This window comes from Natronoarchaeum rubrum, assembly GCF_024494695.1.
In genome coordinates, this window is sequence record NZ_JANHDP010000005.1 from 265,281 (window position 1) to 283,062 (window position 17,782).

Consider the following 17,782-nt stretch of genomic DNA (forward strand, 5'->3'; position numbering starts at 1 on the left):
CAAAACTGACGATTCGAGTCCGCCAGACGGGCGGATTCGACCGATCCTACGGCGCGCCGACCGGGTGGAGCCCCTGGAACTCCAGGCCCGCGGTCTCCTCCAGCCCGAGCGCGACGTTGGCGGCGTGGACGGCCTGTCCGGCCGACCCCTTCATCATGTTGTCGATGGCCGAGAACACGACCACCCGCTTGTTCGAGGGGTCGAGCTCGAAGCCGACCTCGCCGTAGTTGGTGCCCGCGACGGCCTTGGGCTCGGGGTAGCGGTAGACGCCGCTCCCGCCCGCGGCCATGCGCATGAACGGCTCGTCCTCGTAGGCGTCCCGGTAGGCGCCCCAGAGGTCGCCCTTCGAGACGGGTCCGTTCGGGAACACGTGGGCCGTCGCCGAGGCGCCGCGGGTCATGTCCACCGCGTGGCACGTGAACGAAACGTCCAGACCGAGGAACTGCTCGATCTCGGCCTCGTGGCGGTGGCCCGTCGGCGCGTAGGGGCGGACGACGCCCGAGCGCTCGGGATGGCTGGAGGCGTCGCCGCCGCCGGCGCCGCCCTCCGAGGAGCCGACCTTCACGTCGACGACGACCTGCTCGGAGCCGTCGAGCACGCCGTCCTCGATCAGCGGGTGCAGGCCGAGGATCGTCGCGGTGGCGTTACAGCCCCCCGACGCGATCAGCTCTGCACCTTGCAGGTTCTCGCGGTTGATCTCGGGGAGCGCGTACTCGGCTTCCGCGAGCAGTTCGGGGCGGTCGTGCCCGTCGTACCACTCCTCGTACTGCTCCTCGGCGTCGAGTCGGAAGTCCGCAGAGAGGTCGACGACCGTGTCCGCGGACTCCTGAAAGCGGTCGATCTGCTCCATCGAGACGCCGTGGGGCGTCGCCGTGAACAGGACGTCGACGCTCTCTAACTCTTCGGGGTCCGAGAAGCGCAGATCCGAGTGGGTGCCCCGCAGGTTCGGGTGGACCGAGCCGACGGACTTGCCGGTGTAGGATCGGCTGGTCGCCTGCGCGATCTCGAAGTCGGGATGCCCCGCGAGCAAGCGGAGCAGTTCGCCGCCGGTGAAGCCGCTGCCGCCGACGACGCCCGCAGACAGTTCGGCGTCACCGTCGCTCATCAGGCGGTCACCTCGGTTTCGCTCTCCTCGGCGGCCTTCGTTTCGAGCCAGTCGACGACTTCCGCGGCGACGTCGACGTCGGTGGCGTCGGCGAGCGCCTTGAACTCGACGGTGTGGTTGACTTCGTGGACCGTGTAGCCGGTCGGTTCTCCCTCTTCATCCACGCCGACCTCCATCAGGTCGACGCCGAGCAGGCCGTTTCCGACCGCTTCGCTGGCCTCTTCGACGAGGCGTTTGGCCTCGTCGTCGAGTTCGAAGGCCTCGGTTTCGGCGCCCTGCGCGGCGTTGGTGAGCCAGTGGTCCGACGAGCGGACCATCGCGCCGACCGGCTCGCCGTCGGTCGCGAGCACGCGGATGTCGCGGCCGGGCTTCTCGACGAACTCCTGGACGTAGAACACCTTGTGCTCGTAGTGGCCCAGCGTCGCCTTGTGTTCCAGCACCGCCTCGGCGGCGCTGCGGGAGTCGATCTTGGCCATCAGGCGCCCCCACGACCCGACCACGGGCTTGAGGACGCAGGGGTAGCCGAACTTCTCGATCGACTGCATCGCCGACTCCTTCGTGAAGGAGACCTCGGTGTTGGGCGTCGGGACGCCCGCCTGCTCCAGCGCCAAACTGTTTTTCACCTTGTCGGCGCAGATCTCCGCGGTCTCGGGCGCGTTGACGACCGGCACGTCGTAGGCCTCGCAGAACTGCGTGGCGTAGAGACTGCGGCTCGTCGCCAGACAGCGATCGAGCACGATGTCGACGTCCTCGAACGACTCGGGCGCGTCGCTGAGCGAGAACTGCTGGTCGCGCACGTCGATCTTCGTGACCTCGTGGTCACGGTCGCGCAGCTCCGAGAGCAGCAGTTTCTCGTCCTTGCGGATCCGGGAGTAGAGCAGTCCGACGTTCACGCGAACCACCCCGAAGAGAGGGCGAGCTCGGAACTGCGTGCAGTTCCGGCGTGCACGTTACTCCCCCCAGTCCTCTTCCAGCTCGGGGGCCTTCTCGAGGACTGGTGGGTTGGTGTCGGTGACCTCCAGCTCGGCGCCGCAGGTCGTGCAGTCGACGATCTCTCCAACTTCCAGGTTGTCGTGCAGGGAGACCTCCGCCCCGCATTCGACGCATTCTGCCATTGTACTCCCCACTCGTACCCCTATCTACTTAAATCCTCCGAAAGTGTCGGTGAAAACAAACGCGCAGACTACTGTCTACGGGGTCGAGAAAGCGTCAGGGCCGCGGTTCGCGTATCCAGTATCAGTTCTGGAATATATTATCACTCCCCTCGCGGGGATCGCTCCCGTGGTCGTCGACCGACCTGCGGGGACGCTCGCCGTCGGACAGCGAGCGGTCGCTCAGACATAGTCGCCCACCTCTGCGGCGAGCGCGTCTTCGGCGTCCGCCAGCGCAGTCCGGCGCTCGTCGACCGCCGTCGCGTCGGCGTCGACGCCGTCGGTCGCTCGGTCGAGGTGACTCTCGACGGTCGCTGGCGCCGGCCCGCCGACGGAGTCGCGCGAGGCGACGCTCTCGGCTGGGTCGAGTGCGGCCTCGACGGCAGCGGGATCGACGTACTCCTCTAACGGTTCGTCGAGTACCTCCTCCGCGGCGTCTTCGACGGCCTGCAGGTCCGCGCCATTTTCGGAGGCCACCGCGACGACCTCGTGAGCCGTCCGGAACGGCAGGCCGTGGGCCGCGAGCAGGTCCGCGACGCCGGTCGCCGTCGAGAATCCTTCGCCGGCGGCGTCGGCGAGCGTCTCCTCGGGCCAGTCGGCCGTCGCAATCGCCCCGCCGACTACGTCAGCAGCCTCGACGACGGCGTCGACCGTCTCCCAGGCGTAGGGCGTCGCGTTCTGCAGGTCGCGGTTGTACGCGCGGGGCAGCCCCTTCAGCGTCGTTAGCAGACCGTTGAGCCCCGCAGCGGCGTCGCCCGCGGTCGAGCGCACCAGTTCGAGCGTGTCGGGATTTTTCTTCTGGGGCATGATCGACGAGGTCGAGGCGTAGTCGTCGTCCAGCTCGACGAACCCGCGATTCGCGAAGATCACCACGTCCTCGGCGATCCCCGACAGCGTCGTCGCCAGCGCGGCCAGCGCGCTCACCGACTCCAGCAGGAAGTCCCGCGTCGAGGACGCGTCCATCGAGTTCTCGACGATGCCGTCGAACCCGAGCAGCTCCGCCGTGCGCTCGCGGTCGACGTCGAACGTCGTCCCGGCGAACGCCGCGGCGCCCAGCGGCGAGCGGTTCACCCGACCGTAGGCGTCGAGCAAGCGCTCGGTGTCGCGGGCGATCGCCTGCTCGTAGGAACAGAGCCAGTGGGCGACCGTCGTCGGCTGGGCGGGCTGGAGGTGCGTGTAGCCCGGCATCACCGTCTTGGTGTGTTCGGCCGCGACCTCCAGCAGCGCCTCGCGCAGCGCGACGGTCGTCGCGGCGGCGTCGAGCAGGTCCTCGCGCAGGCGGTGGCGGATGCAGGTCGCCACCTCGTCGTTGCGCGAGCGTGCGGTGTGCATCTTGCCGCCGTCGGCGCCGACGCGCTCGATCACCGCCGTCTCGATCGCCGCGTGGACGTCCTCGCCGTCGGGCAGGGCGCCGTGGCCTTCAGCTTCGATGTCGCCGAGGGCATCGAGGATTTCGCCGGCTACGTCGGCTTCGATGATCCCCTGCTCTGCGAGCATCACGACGTGCGCGCGGTCGACCGCGAGGTCGGCGTCGAAGATCCGCTGATCGGCGTCCATCGAGGAGAGGAACTCCCGGGCGGGGCCGCCGCTGAAACGGTCCCTGCGCACTACGTCGGCCGAATCGGTCTCGGGATCTGGGGTCCTCTCCGTCATCTATCAGTCCTCGTCGACGCCGTCGATCACGGAGTTGGCCAGGCGACCCTGGAAGCCGTGGTACTTGGCGACGCCGGTGGCGTCCTTCTGGGTGATGCCCTGCCCTTCGACCGTCTCGGTGTTGAACGAGGCGGCGTCCTCGGAGTACGCGGCGTACTCGCTCTCGCGGCCGACCGCGCGGGCGCTGCCGCCTTCGAGCTTGATCGTCACCGTCCCCGTCACGCGGGACTGGGTCTCCTCGATGAAGCCCTCGAGCGCCCCCACGAGGGGAGCGTCGATCAGGCCCTGGTAGGCCTTCTTCGACCACTGCTGGTCGACCTGGGCCTTGAACTCGCGCTCCTCCTGTGTGAGGACGAGGCCTTCGAGCGCCTCGTGGGCGTTGAGCAGGACGGTCGCGGCGGGGTGCTCGTAGTTCTCGCGGACCTTGAGCCCGAGCATGCGGTCTTCCATCATGTCCGTGCGGCCGACGCCGTAGGCGCCCGCCTGCTCGTTGAGCTGTTCGATCAGCTCGACGGGACCGTACTCCTCGCCGTCGAGCGCGACGGGTTCGCCGTCCTCGAACTCGATCTCGATCAGTTCGGTGCCGTCGGCGTCGCCGGGAGCGGAGGTCCACTCGTAGATCTCCTCCGGCGGAACGTAGTCCGGCTTTTCGAGGTCTGCGCCCTCGACCGAGCGGCTCCAGAGGTTCGTGTCGATCGACCAGTCGCCCTCGTTGCCGCTCTCTACAGGAAGGTCGCGCTCCTCGGCGTACTCCATCTCCCACTCGCGGGTGAGTTCGAGTTCGCGCACGGGCGCGATGACGTCGAGGTCGGAGTCGCGCCAGACGGCCTCGAACCGAAGCTGGTCGTTGCCCTTGCCGGTACAGCCGTGGGCGACGGCGTCGCAGTCGTTCTCGATCGCGGTCTCCAGAATGGCGTTAGCGATCACGGGGCGCGCCATCGCGGTGCCGAGCGGGTAGCCCTGATAGGTCGCGTTCGCTTTCAGCGAGTCGAGACACAGCGTGGCGAACTCCTCTCGGGCGTCGACGACGTGGGTCTCCACGTCGAGCGCCTCGGCGGTCTCTTCGGCTTCCTCGAACTCTTCCTCGGGCTGGCCGACGTCGACGGTGACGCCGATCACTTCGTCGTATCCGTACTCCTCTTCGAGCAATCCGACGCAGACCGTCGTGTCGAGACCGCCCGAAAATGCGAGTGCCACGCGTTCCATTTGTACTCGAAGCCAGCGTTCGGACGGTATTAAATTCTTCCTTTTAGATCATGAAATAATTGCGCAGAGAAGCCTATAGGCGGAGAAAACCGTTCTTAGTTGTTCGCTGAAACAACCGGGTCGTGGTGTTGAGTAATAGTGGGCCTAAAAGAGGCCCCGTCGCGGTCGTCGTCGGGAGAAAGCGGCGGCGGACTCGCGGCTCTCGACGGAAGCGATCGTCGAGACGCGGGGAGTCGTCGCCATGTTGATCGGATCTACTCTTTTTGATCTATTAAAGGCTTCCGAGTTCGACGCGGAATACGCCGTCGAGAGCGCCTCTCGGGCGTGTAGGGTGTGGGAACACGTCCCGCGAACGACGGGGAAAACAGCAGTTTCGATCAGTGGGGGAGGGCCGAACGTCAGCGGGGTGGCTATCGTCGGGACGAATCGCGGGGCGGGCGGGACGCCATCACGGCGATCGGCGCCGTCGGAGGCCGAGCGCTGCCGCTCCCGCGACGGACGCGACGGCGGCGCCGACGCCGAAGCCGGGGAGGCTGTCGGCGACGCCGGAGTCACCGGGTTCCATCGTCGCCTCGAACCCGTCGAGCGACGTGCCGGCGTCCCAGGTGGCCGTGGTCTCGCCCTCGGCATCGACCGCAGGCGTCGCGCCCGCGAGCTCGTAGCCGTCCGGCGCGATCAGCACGAACGGTCGGTCGGTGTCGTAGTTGCTCGCGAACGGCTCGGTCACGACCAGCCGATCGCCTTCGACGGCGGCGAGGTTCTTCCAGGTCGCGCTGTACCGGACGACGCCGACGTCGCCCCGCTCGTCGAACGAGACGCTCGCCTCGTCGACGGGGACTCGCATCTCCCGGTCGACCCGATCGCTCGCGTTCCGGGCGACCGAGTCGAGTCGCTCGGCGTACCGCCGGGTGGCGTTCTCCCGGGCCGACCCGTCGTTTTGCAGAGACGCGAAGGCGTCCCGTTCGGCCTCGCTCGTCAGGTCGTAGGTCGCGGTCAGGGTGACGACGGCGTCACCGTCCGCCTGAACCTCGACGACCAGCGATGGTTCGTCGTTCTCGTTCTGTGCAGGCTTCGCGACCGCGGGCCCGGCGACCGCACCGATCGCCAGCGCCGCCGCGAGCGCGAGTGCTACGGCTCTGTGTGTTGATGACATCGTTCTCGTCGGAAGTGGAAGGCGGTGTTACAGTTCGGTCGACGCGTTCGTCCCGGAGTCGGCGTCGACGCTGGCGCCGTCGTCGTCAACCTGGGCGTCGGCGTCGATTTCCGATCCGACGGTCGCGTTCTCGCCGTCGGTCTGGTCGCTCAGTTCGGTCTCCAAGTCGACGCCGATCGTCGAGCCGTCGCCGGACTCGTTGTCGGCGTCCGCCTCGGCGTCGCCGCTCGCCTCGCCCTCGGCGCCGATGCTGAGGCCGGGCACGTCGACGCTCACGTTCCCCTCGGCGTCGACATCGATCTGTGCGGTCGGGCCGATCCCGACGTCGGTGCCGACGATCGAGCGGGCGTACGCGGAGACGTTCTGGCCGCCGACGGCGCTGGCGCGCTCGTGCAGCGTCACGATGGCGTCGAGGTCGACGGCGCTCCGGTCGAGTGCGGCCTGGGGGAGCCCGCGGGCGACCGTCTCACTGGTGGCAGTCATCCGCGTCGCGGTTTTCTTCTCGGCCGCGACGACGGCCATCTCGGCGCGGAACTCGCCTTCGGTTATCGAGCCGTTCTCGTGAGCCTGCTCGAGCTGTTCCTCGCGCTGTTCGAGCTCCTCGATCCGCTGCTCGACTTCGGCGAGCTGGTCGGCGACGACCTCGCTCTGTGCGTTTGCGCTCGCGTTCTGGGCGATTCGCACGCCGAACGTGCGCTCTTCGATCTCGCCCTCGAACTCGGCCTCGGTGACGCCGACGACGCCGGCCATCTGCTCGCCGGGGGCGACACTACTGTTCGCGCTTGCGTTCGCGCTCGCCTGTGCGTCTGCCGTCGCGTTTGCCTGAGCGGGGGCCTGCCCTGCCGCGCCCACGGGAACCGCGACCGTGGCCGTGATCAGGGCGAGCAGCACCATCAGGGTCGTTGTGCGTCTCATCGCATCCCCTCCTTGTGGCCGGTTGATAATATAAAAGGCAGTCGCTGGCACCGAATCAACGTCCGTCTCGCCGAATTAACGCGGATTAAAACCCGCCCACGTCGTGCGATTCGCTCGAATCTGCTCGAATGCCCCCGCTGAACTGTCGAAGGATTCATATATGATCTTCCTCCCCGTCGTCGTCCGGGAGCTTCAGCACGTTCTCGCGACCGAGTCGGAACGACTCGAGCGCGCCCGACTCGCGCATCTCGCCGACGACCTGACTCGTCTTGGCCTCGGTCCAGCCCGTCTCATCGACGAGCTCCTGCTGGCGCATTCGGCCGTCGTTGTTCTCCAGCACCTGCTGGACGCGCTCCTCGTTGCTCAGCAGCTCCGGCGGCGGCCCGTCGTCCGCGGCGTCTTCGGCGTCGCCGTCCGCGTCCTCGGCACCCACATCCGCGTCCTCGGCATCCGGATCACGGCCGGCCGCCGAGCGGGCGTCGTGCGCTTCGGCCGCGGTTCCGTCGGAGGGCTCCGGGTCGCTCGACGCCGCTGTACCGCCCGCCGCCGCAGCGGCTTCGTCGTCGTCGTCGTCCCCGTTTCGCCGCAGGAACGCCAGGCCGCCGCCGGCCAGCGCGAAGAGCGCGAGCGCGGCGCCGACCCACAGTAGCGGCGATCCGCCGCTATCGGTGCCACCGGGCGAGCCGTCGCCGCCGTCGTCGCTACCGCCGCCGTCCTCGACGACGACGCGAGGCTCGCCGGTGACGAAGTCGGTCCGGGCGCCGCGCCAGAGTACCGCGTCGTCCCGCTGTTCGTCGGCGTCGGGGGACGCCGAGACGAGCCGGTACTCGTCGGGCCATCCTACGACGAGGCGCGTCTGGTCGTTCAGGTAGAATCCTTCGATCGCGTCACCGATCCGCAGCCGATCGCCCTCGACGGCCGCGAAGCCGCGCCACTCGAACGTGTAGGTGAGGACGCCGTACTCCCGGGGGATCGTCTCCTTGGTCGCGCTGACGCCGAACTCGCCGGCGCTCATCTCGCGGCCGGTGGCGTTCTCGGCGCTCGCGACGGTCCGGTTCGTCCGGTTGGCGAATCTGGCGGCGTACTCGTCGGGGGTAGCCGCGACGTCGTCCTGCAGCTGCTCGAACGCCTCGGTCTCGTTGGCGTCGTTCAGCTCCGTCCAGTACTCGATCCGCCAGTGCGCCGCCCCGTCGGCCTCGACCGAGAGGGTCAGGCGCACGCTGTCGGGGTCGATCTCCTGTTGGTAGGCCTCGCCGATCGGCGGTCCGTCGGCCTGCGTCGCCGCGGACGCGGCGTCGAGTTCCGTCGTCGTCGCTCCGCCGTCCGCGACGGTGCCGGCCGTTGCGATCCCCGCTCCGGCGACCGCGAGCAGCAGCACCACTGCAACGGCAGTCCCGACGGCGACGCCGCGCCGGCGCTCGTTCGTACGGTCGCCCTCCGCGGTCGACTCCATGTTCGACGGCCACTGCTCGCCGGGTCGCATAAAACGTTCCGAGACGCGACCGGACACTATCTCAGCCGACAGGTACGTCATCCGAAGGGTCGCGGGCGTGACCGGCGGCTAAGCGTCGATCGTTACGAAAACGAGCCGAAACGGGGTCGTCTCCTGAGAACTACGGCTCAGGGTTGAACAGCTCGGGACGCTCCTCGCCCTTGGCGTTGACCGTCGCCATCAGGCCCTTCCGAGCGACCCGGCTGAGCGCGTGGTCGACCAGCTTCACGGTGCCGGGGACCGGGAAGTCCATCGTCGCGACCGCACAGCTACCCGGCGCGACCGGCTTCGTCTGCACGTCGTGGTCCGGATCGGAGCTGAGCGCCCCCTCCGCCCAGATGTCGCTCCAGACGTTCCCGATCGGGTGGAAGCTACTGGTGAGGTTCGGGCCGCCGGTCACCATGAACACCCGGGCGGTCTGGCCCGTCTCGACCTCGGCGGCGTGGCCGTACCCGTCGGGCGTCATCGCGTACGCCTCGCCGTTCATCACGACGTAGGTCGGCTCCTCGGCCGCCATGGACTCCATGTCGAACTTGTGGTGGCCCTCGGCGCCGGTCTCCTTGTTAGTGTAGAGCTCGTGCTGGCCGATGTACAGCTCCTCGTCGACCTCGGGAAGCCCCTCCTTGGGCTCGACGAGGATCATGCCGAACATGCCCGCGCTGATGTGCATGTCCATGTTCGGCACGGCGCAGTGGTAGATGAACGCGCCGGGGTACTGCGCCTCGAACTGCAGGTTCGCCGTCTCGCCCGGGGCGGTCATCGTCGCCTCGGCGCCGCCGCCCGGCCCGTAACACGCGTGGAAGTCGACGTTGTGGGGGAGGCTGTTCTCCTCGGGGTTCTCGAAGGTCACGTTGAGCGTGTCGCCCTGACGGACCCGGATGAACGGCCCCGGAACCTGCCCGTTGTAGGTCATGTACGTGAACGTGACGCCGTCCTCGACCTCGGCGGTCACCTCCTCGGGGCGGAGCGTCACGTCGACCTCCTTTGGCTCGTCCCGGTTGATCGGGTCCGGGATGTCGGTCGGTTCGGCCGCGACGCGATCGACGTCGAGCGTCGGCTCGGTCTGCTGGGGCTGGGGCTCGGTCTCGTTGGTCGGTTCCTCAGCGCTCGGTGCTTCGCCCGTACAGCCCGCCAGCGCGAGGCCGGACATCGCGCCGGCGCCCTGGAGCACGCGTCGTCGGTTGGTGTCGAACATTGGTGTGTCCTCCTACATGCACAGATTGGCGGTAGACCACCTTCAAGCGGGCAAATGGTTCCCATCTCGCTGGGACGCCAGCGAATATGTTCACACCCGTTTCCAGTTCGTGAGAACGGGCTGACGGTCGTCAAAATAGGCCCGTCGAATGGAGGGTCAGGAACGACGATCGACCTGCGCTTCGTAGCTCTCGCCGTCGTAGCCGACCCGCGCGACGTCACTGTCGTAGCCGACGACCCGCTCGGCCGTTCGCTCGTCGGTGTGTACGACGACCCGGTCGACCCCGTCGTCGAAGAACGCCAGGACGTTCCGCAGGCCGCGGTACCGCTGCCGGTACAGCTGTTCGGTGATCACCGTCGATTCGGCGTCGTCTGTCCGGGTCGCGGTCAGGGTCGCGGGTGACGCGTGCTCGCCCTCCTCCGGGCGGGCTGTCGTGACCGTGACGGTCGTCCCCGATGTTTCGGCCGTCGCGTCGGCCGTCGGCTCGAGGGCGACGGCGTCGCCGACCAGTTTGACCATCGCGGCGCTGTGGTCCGTCTCGTGACCGTATCCCGCCACTGCGGCGTAGCGCCCGCCCCCGAGGTGTCCGAATTCGGTTGCGCCGTCGCAGGGGACCGACTCGCCGCCGAACGCGTGGAGCGTCCACGTCTTCGTCGCTCCGGGGCCGACGATTCGGCAGTCGGCAGTGTGCACGTACGGTCCGATGTGATACCACCGCCCGTCGACGAGTTTGTAGAGGTTCCAGTGGCCGCACTTGGTCGACTCGCGCGAGCGGTTGACGAACGTGAACTCGACTTCCGCGGGGAGGTCCGTTCGCTCGGTACTCGGGCGAACGAACGTCGGCGTCGACGCGTCAGCGTCGTGGAACCACGCGATCGAGTCCTCCCGCGGCGTCGACGGGACGGATTCGCCCTCGAACCGCGACGCCGCCGCGGGGCCCGGCTCGTCGGTGTTCCAGGCGGCGATCCGGACCGCGTCCCGCTGGCCCCTGCTGAACTCGTAGACGCCCGTGGGACGGCCGCTCCCGGTGCCGTCGGCGTGACCGACGACCGCGTACTCCCCGCGGACGACCTCGCCGGGGTCTAGCCGGACCGTCTCGGGCAGCCTGATGCGGTCGCCGGCGAGCCGCCAGTGACCGTCGCCGTCCCGCTCGATGGGCGGCTCGGCGTCCGAGAGATCGTGGTTCTCGGTCGGGACCAGCACGAGCGTCTGGCGGTAGGTGTACTCGCCGCCCCCGCGGTCCCCGCCCATCGGATAGGGGTGATCGCTCCCCAGCCGGCCGAACGGCGGCGTCCAGCGTAGCTCGAACGTGTTCTCGTAGTCGTTCGCGTTCTCCAGCGACGCGACGATGCGTGCGGGATGGTTCTCGGTCGCCGTTTCGGCGAACCGCAGCCTGATTTCACCTCCGTCCTCGGTTCGGTAGCGCCGCGGCGAGAGCGCGTACGTGCGATCGATCGTCTCCAGGTCGACGATGCTGGCGGCCGATCGTTCGTCCTCGAACTCGACCGGGCCGTCGTTCTCGTTCCCGCCCGTTGCGCCCTTTTCGTTCTCGTTGGGCGTGTCTTCGGGTGGGGTGTCGTCTCTCCCGTCGTCCGTGGTCAACACCGACGAACACCCCGCGAGCGCGCTCGTCCCGAGTGCCGCCGCAAACGTCCGTCTGCGCATATCCGCGTCTTCTCTACTGTAGCCTACATGTCTTGTGGAGAGTCAAACGCGCGTTTGAGGTACGGCATCCGACCCGGCGAGACGCCCGTGCCGAATCGGCGCCGTCCGTGATTCCTCTTAGTCGTCGCTCTCGACCATCACGCGATCGGAGACGACCTGCTCGCTGGGGTCGGTGCTACTGCCCCGCACGGCGCGGAACTTCCCGACGACGTCCCAGCAGAAGATCGCCGTCCCGACGATGATCAGCGTGTCGCCGGGCATCCGCGCCCAGAACAGCGTCTGGACGAGCGGGCGCTCGTAGAACGCTACGCTCCGAGCGACGGCGTAGCTCTCGGTGAACGCGGCCTCCAGCTGGAGGAAGCCGACCGGCAGCACCGAGACGAACACCATCAACGCCAGCCCGACGTTCCAGCACCAGAACGCCGCCCGGAGCTTGCGCTCGTTCCAGCTCGCGGACTCGGTGGTGATCCGGAGCATGTACGTCGCCATGCCCAGCGCCAGGAAGCCGAAGGCGCCGAACATCGCGGCGTGGGCGTGGCCCACCGTGAGGTAGGTGCCGTGCTCGTAGTAGTTGATCAGCGGGAGATTGATGAAAAAGCCGAGGACGCCGGCGCCCACGAAGTTCCAGAACCCGCTGGCGATGATGAAGGCGAAGGGGAGCTTGTAGGGGAACGTCTCGCCCGACTCCGCCAGCGCGCGGTACTCGCCGATCGCCTCGAACAGGATGAAGATCAGCGGGATCAGCTCCAGCGTGGAGAACACGCTGCCCATCGGGATCCACACGTCGGGCTGACCGATCCACCAGTAGTGGTGGGAGACGCCGATGACGCCGCTGCCCATCACCAGCAGCGCTTCGAGACCGACGGCCTTCTCGGCGGAGCGCTTCGAGAGCAGGTTCATCGACACCAGCGTCAGCCCGACGATGGCGACGATGAAGAACTCGAAGGCGCCCTCGACCCACATGTGGACGACCCACCAGCGCCAGAACTCGGTGGTGACGATGTTGGTGTCGGGGGTGTAGAACATCCCGGCCATAAAGAGCAGGCCGATCGAGCCGCCCGCGTACAGGATCATGTGCGCGAGGCCGAACCGCGGCTCGCGGTCCAGCAGCGGCTTGAACGCCCGGGCGACCAGCACGGCCCAGAGGCCGAAGCCGACCAGCAGTCCGATCTGCCAGATGCGGCCGACTTCGAGGTACTCCAGCCCCTCGTTACCGAGCAGCCACCACAGCTCGCCCGGCAGGTAGCCGTTGGCGCCCAGCCAGATGCCGGTCATGCCGCCGACGGTGACGACGACGACCGCGCCGAGCAGTCCGTACACGTACTTGCGCTGGTTCTTCGGCTCGCGGCCGGTCAGCAGCGGCCCGAGGAACAGCCCCGCCCCGAGCCACAGCGCCGCGATCCACAGCACGCCCAGGTCGATGTGCCAGGTCTTCGCGATCGCGAAGGGCACCCACTGCAGGATCTCGAACCCGAGTAACTCCCCGAGCCCGAAGAAGGCGTCGCGCTCGATGTAGAAGTGCGCCAGCAGTCCGCCCAGCAGCACCTGCGCCAAGAACAGCAAGGCGGACACCGCGACGAACCCGAGCGCCGCGATCTGACTCGGCGTCAGGTCGATCTCGTCGGGATGGGGAACGTCGATCCCCTCGGTGCTGGGCTCGGGCAGTTCGACGGATCTGTAGAGGTACACGCCTGCGCCCGCGCCGGCCACGAGCAACACCATGCTGATGACGCTCCAGGTCATCGCCGACCCGGTCGGAGCGTTACCGGCTTCGGGCACGTAGGGCCACTCGTTCGTGTAGCTGTGGTCGGTGCCCGGCCGGTCGGCGTGGGAGATCCAGGCGGTCCACATCGCGAAGTCGGCGAACTCGCGGGCCTCCTCCTCGGACTCGATCATCCCCTCGGGGATACCCCGCTCGGCCGACCCCTCGTTGTAGCGCTCGACGTACTCCTCGCGGACCTGCTCGTGGGCGTACAGCTCGGCCTCGGAGTACTGGATCGGCCCTTCCGAGCCGGTGACGTCGAGCTCCTCCTTCACGGCGGCGTCGATCGACGCCCGCTCGCCCGTGTCGAGCGCCTCGTACTCGGCGCCGTGGCGCTCCTGGGCGTAGTACTCCTTCATGTACTGGGTCTTGAGCTCCAGGGCGTCGGCGGTGTAATCCTCGCCGTAGTACGCGCCGTTACCCAGGATCGACCCGTGGTTCATCAGCCCGTTCGACTGGAACGATTTCTTGCCGTCCTGTACTTGCTGGGCCGTGACGACCGTATCGCCGTCCGGTCCCACGACGGTGTCGGGGATCGGCGGCTCCTGCTGGTAGGCCAGCGCCGCGCCGGCCCCCATCACGACCAGGTTGAACACGAAGACGACGACCAGCGCCTTCGCGAGGGTCTGTCTGGTGACTCGCATCACCAGATAGTTCTGCCCCCTCGTTTTTCTACGGCGCTCCGGTTCCCGACCGCCGACAACCCCGCCGAACGTGTTCGGTGCAGTGCAGGACCCTCAGAACGGCGAGGCGTTGCTCTCGGGGTCGCGCGCCGACTGCATCCACCGGTGTCTTTTTGTCACGTGCGCGGGAACGGAGCGACATGATAGACTCGCGCGGCGACATGGACGTCGACGGGCTGATCCGGATCGTCCTCCTGCTGGTCGTCCTACTGCTCGTTCTGGAGATCGTCGGTGAACTGTTCGGCCTGCTGCTGGGGGTGCTCGGCTTCCTGCAGCCGTTCCTCATGCTCGCGATCGCGGCGCTGCTCGTGCTGTGGCTCGCCGACCGGCTGTAGCCGATCGACCGTCGGCGTCGGACGCCGCTGATTCGCCACCGGCTCCCGGCCGCTATACCGCTACGTTCTTTTCGCCCCGTCCGCTACACCGACCGTGTTCAGCCTGAACGCGCCTGTTCCCGGTCGAGTTTCCGCCCTCGCCTCGCGGCTCCACCCCGAGCTGATCGGCTTCGACTCGATCCGGGAGCGTCACTCGATTCTGGTCAAGCGCCTGGGCGACGGCGCCGGCGTCGGCGGGTATCATCGGCTCGCCGAGCAGGCCCGCACCGCGCTCGCCGGCGCGCCGGCCGTCGAGGCTCGCATCTCGGAAATCGACGTTTTCGAGGACCCCCCCAACGGCGCCGCACCGGTCGTCTACCTCGCCGTCGAGAGCCCCGGACTCGATCGCATCCACCGCACGCTCGTCGACGATCTGGGCGCGATTAAGGGACTGGAGGGACCGGACTACACGATGCACGTTACGCTGGCTCGCGGCGGCGACGTCGAGGCGGCGCGGCGGCTCGCCGAGCGGAAGATCGAGCCGATCGAGTGGACGGTGTCGGAGTTAGAGTTCTGGGACGCGAGTCAGGCAGAAGTGGTGCGGACCGTTTCGCTGCCGGCGTGATGCTCGCCGAGACTGGCACCCCTGGACAACGGATCGCAGTGCTCGTCCCAGACGATTAGTTGACGGTGTCGTCGTCCGCCGCGCTGAGCCGCTCGGCTCTGCGTATCTTCCTTCGAAGTTGCTGCATCACGCCCCGAGTTCGGAGGTCGGGATTCATCTCGAGGATCGTCCCGTGAAACTCGCGAGCCGTATCGACGACTTCCTCGATCCAGGCCCGTTTCGTAACGGGGCGAGCCGTATCGACTTCGAGCCGCTCGTCCGGATTTCGCGCTCCCTTCAGCGTCGAAGCCCTGGACACGGTGACCGACGCGTCGTTCCGCGGTTCGACTACCATCCAGGACGGTCCCCACTCGAACTCGACGACGTAGCGTTCGTCCAAGAGGGCGGCATCGACCGTCTCGAGCAAGTTCAGCACGATGCCACACGCGAATCCGGTCACTCCGCTGTTCGGTCCGCCCCAGATGTACGTATCGCCGATTGCGATAGCGACGGCAATCCAGCTGTCTGGGTCTCCGTCTTCGACGCTCACTCGATAGCTCCGCTCGTACTGGAAATCGATTGTCGCGGTTTGTGCCGGTGGACCGTCTGTCATCGTTCTACTTTCTCTGTCGAGCGTTGCTACGGTCGCGGCGGCTCGCCGTCGTACTTTTGATGGTCGTTGTAGAAGTTCAGCATCGCGAACTTCAGCTTCTCGGGGTCGACGTCGATCATCTCCTCGCGCTCCTCGGCCGGGAACGCGTCGCGGACGCTGTACTTGCCGAGTTCGCGTTCTTTCTCCTCGGTATACCGAGCGTCCAGCAGCGCGCGGACCCCGACGTCCTCCGGCGAGCGCAGCACGCGCCCGAGCGCCTGTCTCGTCTTGCGGATCGTCGGAATCTCGACGGCGTAGCGCCAGCCGGCGTCCGAGACGCCAGCCCGATCGCCGAACGAGGCGTCGTAGGCGTCCTGAACGGCGTCGGCCCGATCGTCCAGGTGCGGGTAGGGGACGCCGACCACGAGGACCGTGTTCGCGTCGTCGCCGTCGAAGCTGACGCCTTCGGCGAGCGTGCCCCACAGCGAGGTCAGCAGGACGCCGTCGTCGCCCTGCGTGAACGTCTCCCGGAGCTCCTCGGCGCTCTCGCCCGGTTTGTCGAGGTACAGCGTCGCGTCCGATCCCTGGAGATGGCCGTGGTACCGCTCGGCCTCGCTGTAGCTCGGGAAGAAGGCGAGCACGTTCCCCGGCGTGAAGCGCACGGCGTCTTTGAGCACGTCGGCCACCGCGCCCTGCACCTCGGGGTCGCCCCGGTCGCTCGCGAACAGCGGCGGCGTCCCGACGGCGTAGGTCCGCCGGTTCTCCGCGGGGAACTGCAGCCCGTAGGCCAGCGTCACCGGATTCGAGAGCCCGAGCACGTCGGAAAACACGTCGAACGGCCGGAGCGTCGCGCTCATCAGTACGCTGGCGTGGACCTGATCGAACAGCGTCTCGGTCACCTCGCGGGGGATGCAGTTGTACAGCTCGGCCCGGCCGTACACCTCGCCGGTGCCGGCGTCCCGGCGCACCGAGACGACCGGGTACTGGCCGAGTTCGGTGCCTTCCGACATCCACGGGTCGAGAAAGGCAGCGGCCTGCAGCGTCTGGCACTCCTGTCGGGTACTCGACTCGCCGTTCTTGTACGCCTCCTCGTAGCGCTCGTCGAGCGTTCGGCCGAGCTTCTGGGCCGCTTCGACGTCGCCGTCGATCCCCTGCCCGCTGTAGTTCTGCAGGAACTTCCTGGTGAGGTCGTCCCGGCCCTCCTCGTTGGCGATCGAGACGTCCTCCCAGTTCTCGTCGACCTGCTCGCGCCCGCCGAACTCGAAGGAATCCTCGTAGGTCTTCACGAGCGCGTCGCGGAACGCGCCGATCACGTTCTGCGCGCGCTCGGCTCGGGGTTCGTCCGACTCGCGCAACTCGTCGAGGGCGGCGTCGAGCGTGTTCTCCGTGAGCGTGCGCGTGGCGTGCTCGCGCGCGGCGCCCTCGACGTTGTGAGCCTCGTCGAAGACGGTGATCACGTCCTCGGGATCGCGACCCAGCCACCGGAAGAACTGCTCGCGGATCATCGGATCGAGCAGGTGGTGGTAGTTACAGACGACGAGATCGACGCCCTCGATGCCGTCCTTGAGCAGCTCGTAGCCGCAAAAGCCCTGCTCGTGGGCGTGCTCGTAGATCTCGTCGGGCGTCCGGACGTCCTCGAATAGCCAGTCGTAGAACGCGTCGGTCTCGCCGGTGAGATTCTTGTAGTAGTAGTCGCAGGTGTTGTTCTCCTCCAAGGCGTCGACCTGCTCCTCGACGGCGTCGAGTTCGTCCATCACCGCGCTGCGGGCTTCGGTCGCCTGCTCGTCGCCCTCCTGGCTGGCTTCGAGCAGTTCCTGCTGGCGTCGCTCCAGCTGCTGCTGATCGCGTTCGGCGTCGACCAGATCGTACGTGTTGTCCCGCAAGACCTGGCACTCCTCGTAGTCGACGTCGATATGACACATCGAGCCCTTCCCTTTGAACACGACCGCCCGGATCGGCTCCTGTCGGGTGATCGCGCGCGCCTCCCGGACGAACTGGCGCATCTGCTGGTGGACGTTGGTCGTGATGACGACGGTCTTGTCCTCCTCGCGGGCGTACTCCAGGGCGGGCACCAGCGCCGACAGCGTCTTGCCCGTCCCGCAGGCGCCCTCGAACAGGACGTCCTGGTCGCGGGTCAGGGCGTTGTAGATGCGGTCCATCGCCTCCCGCTGGTTCGCGTATGGCTCGTCGTACGGGAAGAACCGCATGTACCCGTTGGTTTCGGCCACGACAGACTCGTGGGTCGCGATCTACCAAAAGGGTTCGGCTGGGGGCGCTCGCGAACGCTCGGCG

At 67.6% G+C, this 17,782-nt stretch carries 15 protein-coding genes; 2 read left to right on the plus strand and 13 right to left on the minus strand.

The window, feature by feature from the left end:
* Positions 1 to 46 precede the first annotated feature (46 nt).
* The 11 genes from argC to NO931_RS14885 form a co-directional block, all read right to left on the minus strand.
* Complete coding sequence (gene argC / locus NO931_RS14835) at positions 47 to 1,105, minus strand: N-acetyl-gamma-glutamyl-phosphate reductase (protein WP_256393134.1); 1,059 nt, start codon at positions 1,103 to 1,105, stop codon at positions 47 to 49.
* On the minus strand, positions 1,105 to 1,998 hold the full coding sequence (gene lysX / locus NO931_RS14840; RefSeq protein WP_256393135.1) for a lysine biosynthesis protein LysX: 894 nt from the start codon (positions 1,996 to 1,998) through the stop codon (positions 1,105 to 1,107). The genes argC and lysX overlap by 1 nt, the downstream gene beginning before the upstream one ends.
* A 57-nt stretch (positions 1,999 to 2,055) precedes the next feature.
* A complete protein-coding gene (lysW, locus tag NO931_RS14845) occupies positions 2,056 to 2,220 on the minus strand; it encodes a lysine biosynthesis protein LysW (RefSeq protein ID WP_097009450.1) in 165 nt (54 codons plus the stop codon).
* Between the two features lie 219 nt (positions 2,221 to 2,439).
* Positions 2,440 to 3,909 (minus strand): argininosuccinate lyase, encoded by a 1,470-nt coding sequence (gene argH / locus NO931_RS14850; RefSeq protein ID WP_256393136.1) that lies wholly within the window; start codon positions 3,907 to 3,909, stop codon positions 2,440 to 2,442.
* A 3-nt stretch (positions 3,910 to 3,912) separates the two neighbouring features.
* Positions 3,913 to 5,115 carry an argininosuccinate synthase gene (locus tag NO931_RS14855; RefSeq protein WP_256393137.1) on the minus strand — a complete coding sequence of 401 codons (1,203 nt, stop codon included), beginning with the start codon at positions 5,113 to 5,115 and terminating at the stop codon, positions 3,913 to 3,915.
* Positions 5,116 to 5,563: 448 nt separating this feature from the next.
* Positions 5,564 to 6,268 carry a DUF7345 domain-containing protein gene (locus tag NO931_RS14860; protein ID WP_256393138.1) on the minus strand — a complete coding sequence of 235 codons (705 nt, stop codon included), beginning with the start codon at positions 6,266 to 6,268 and terminating at the stop codon, positions 5,564 to 5,566.
* A 27-nt stretch (positions 6,269 to 6,295) separates the two neighbouring features.
* Positions 6,296 to 7,183 carry a hypothetical protein gene (locus NO931_RS14865; protein ID WP_256393139.1) on the minus strand — a complete coding sequence of 296 codons (888 nt, stop codon included), beginning with the start codon at positions 7,181 to 7,183 and terminating at the stop codon, positions 6,296 to 6,298.
* Positions 7,184 to 7,337: 154 nt separating this feature from the next.
* Entirely contained in the window at positions 7,338 to 8,636 is a 1,299-nt protein-coding gene (locus NO931_RS14870; protein ID WP_256393140.1) for a helix-turn-helix transcriptional regulator, read from the minus strand.
* A 160-nt stretch (positions 8,637 to 8,796) separates the two neighbouring features.
* Positions 8,797 to 9,870, minus strand: coding sequence for a copper-containing nitrite reductase (gene nirK, locus NO931_RS14875; RefSeq protein ID WP_256393141.1), 1,074 nt, complete (start codon positions 9,868 to 9,870; stop codon positions 8,797 to 8,799).
* 156 nt (positions 9,871 to 10,026) lie between these two features.
* Positions 10,027 to 11,535, minus strand: coding sequence for a YgdI/YgdR family lipoprotein (locus NO931_RS14880; protein ID WP_256393142.1), 1,509 nt, complete (start codon positions 11,533 to 11,535; stop codon positions 10,027 to 10,029).
* Between the two features lie 117 nt (positions 11,536 to 11,652).
* Complete coding sequence (locus NO931_RS14885; protein WP_256393143.1) at positions 11,653 to 13,941, minus strand: nitric-oxide reductase large subunit; 2,289 nt, start codon at positions 13,939 to 13,941, stop codon at positions 11,653 to 11,655.
* A gap of 179 nt (positions 13,942 to 14,120) precedes the next feature.
* Between NO931_RS14885 and NO931_RS14890 the strand changes: the two genes are divergently transcribed.
* Both NO931_RS14890 and NO931_RS14895 read left to right on the plus strand, forming a co-directional pair.
* Positions 14,121 to 14,315, plus strand: coding sequence for a DUF7554 family protein (locus tag NO931_RS14890; RefSeq protein ID WP_256393144.1), 195 nt, complete (start codon positions 14,121 to 14,123; stop codon positions 14,313 to 14,315).
* Between the two features lie 94 nt (positions 14,316 to 14,409).
* The gene (locus NO931_RS14895; protein WP_256393145.1) at positions 14,410 to 14,919 is read left to right on the plus strand and encodes a 2'-5' RNA ligase family protein; all 510 of its coding nucleotides are present in this window, start codon (positions 14,410 to 14,412) and stop codon (positions 14,917 to 14,919) included.
* A 55-nt stretch (positions 14,920 to 14,974) separates the two neighbouring features.
* On the opposite strand, the gene NO931_RS14900 is transcribed toward NO931_RS14895, so the two are convergent.
* Together NO931_RS14900 and NO931_RS14905 are read right to left on the minus strand one after the other, a co-directional pair.
* Entirely contained in the window at positions 14,975 to 15,448 is a 474-nt protein-coding gene (locus NO931_RS14900) for a hypothetical protein (protein ID WP_256393146.1), read from the minus strand.
* Positions 15,449 to 15,537: 89 nt separating this feature from the next.
* On the minus strand, positions 15,538 to 17,718 hold the full coding sequence (locus NO931_RS14905) for an ATP-dependent DNA helicase (RefSeq protein WP_375142070.1): 2,181 nt from the start codon (positions 17,716 to 17,718) through the stop codon (positions 15,538 to 15,540).
* Positions 17,719 to 17,782: the final 64 nt, after the last annotated feature.